This window comes from Pseudomonas sp. zjy_15, assembly GCF_043101865.1.
GTDB lineage: Bacteria > Pseudomonadota > Gammaproteobacteria > Pseudomonadales > Pseudomonadaceae > Aquipseudomonas > Aquipseudomonas putida_Y.
The window spans coordinates 1-440 of the sequence record NZ_JBICII010000006.1; the positions used below are offsets into that span (position 1 = coordinate 1).

Annotated in this window: 1 protein-coding gene; it reads left to right on the forward strand. The window is 55.2% G+C overall.

All coding sequences use genetic code 11. The features are described from left to right. On the forward strand, window positions 1-440 hold a 440-nt coding region (locus ACF8EF_RS00585), incomplete at both ends, for an IS66 family transposase zinc-finger binding domain-containing protein (protein WP_392528943.1).

A 440-nucleotide genomic window follows, 5' to 3' on the forward strand; every position in this document is an offset into this window, starting at 1 on the left:
AATCAGGCCCACATCGTCCAAATTGACGATCTGAAAGAGCAAATCAAGTTATGGCGTGACCGTTTCTTTGGCCGCAAGTCCGAGCAAACCGTCGATCCCAAAACGCCGCAACTGGCCATGTTCGATGAAGCGGAAAATGACCCTCTGCTGGCTGTAGTCGATGATGCCGATGAAGAAGTCGTTGTCCCGGTCAAGCGCCGTGGCAAGCGCAAGTCACTGGCGGCTAATCTGCCACGTATCGAAGTTATCCATGAGTTGCCCGAACACGAACTGACCTGCGCCTGCGGTTGCCGCAAGCATGTCATCGGCGAAGAAACCAGCGAGCAGCTCGATATCGTGCCGATGCAGATCCGCGTACTCAAACACGTGCGCAAGATCTATGGCTGCCGTGGTTGCGAGACTGCTCCTGTCACTGCTGACAAGCCCGCCCAGTTAATCGA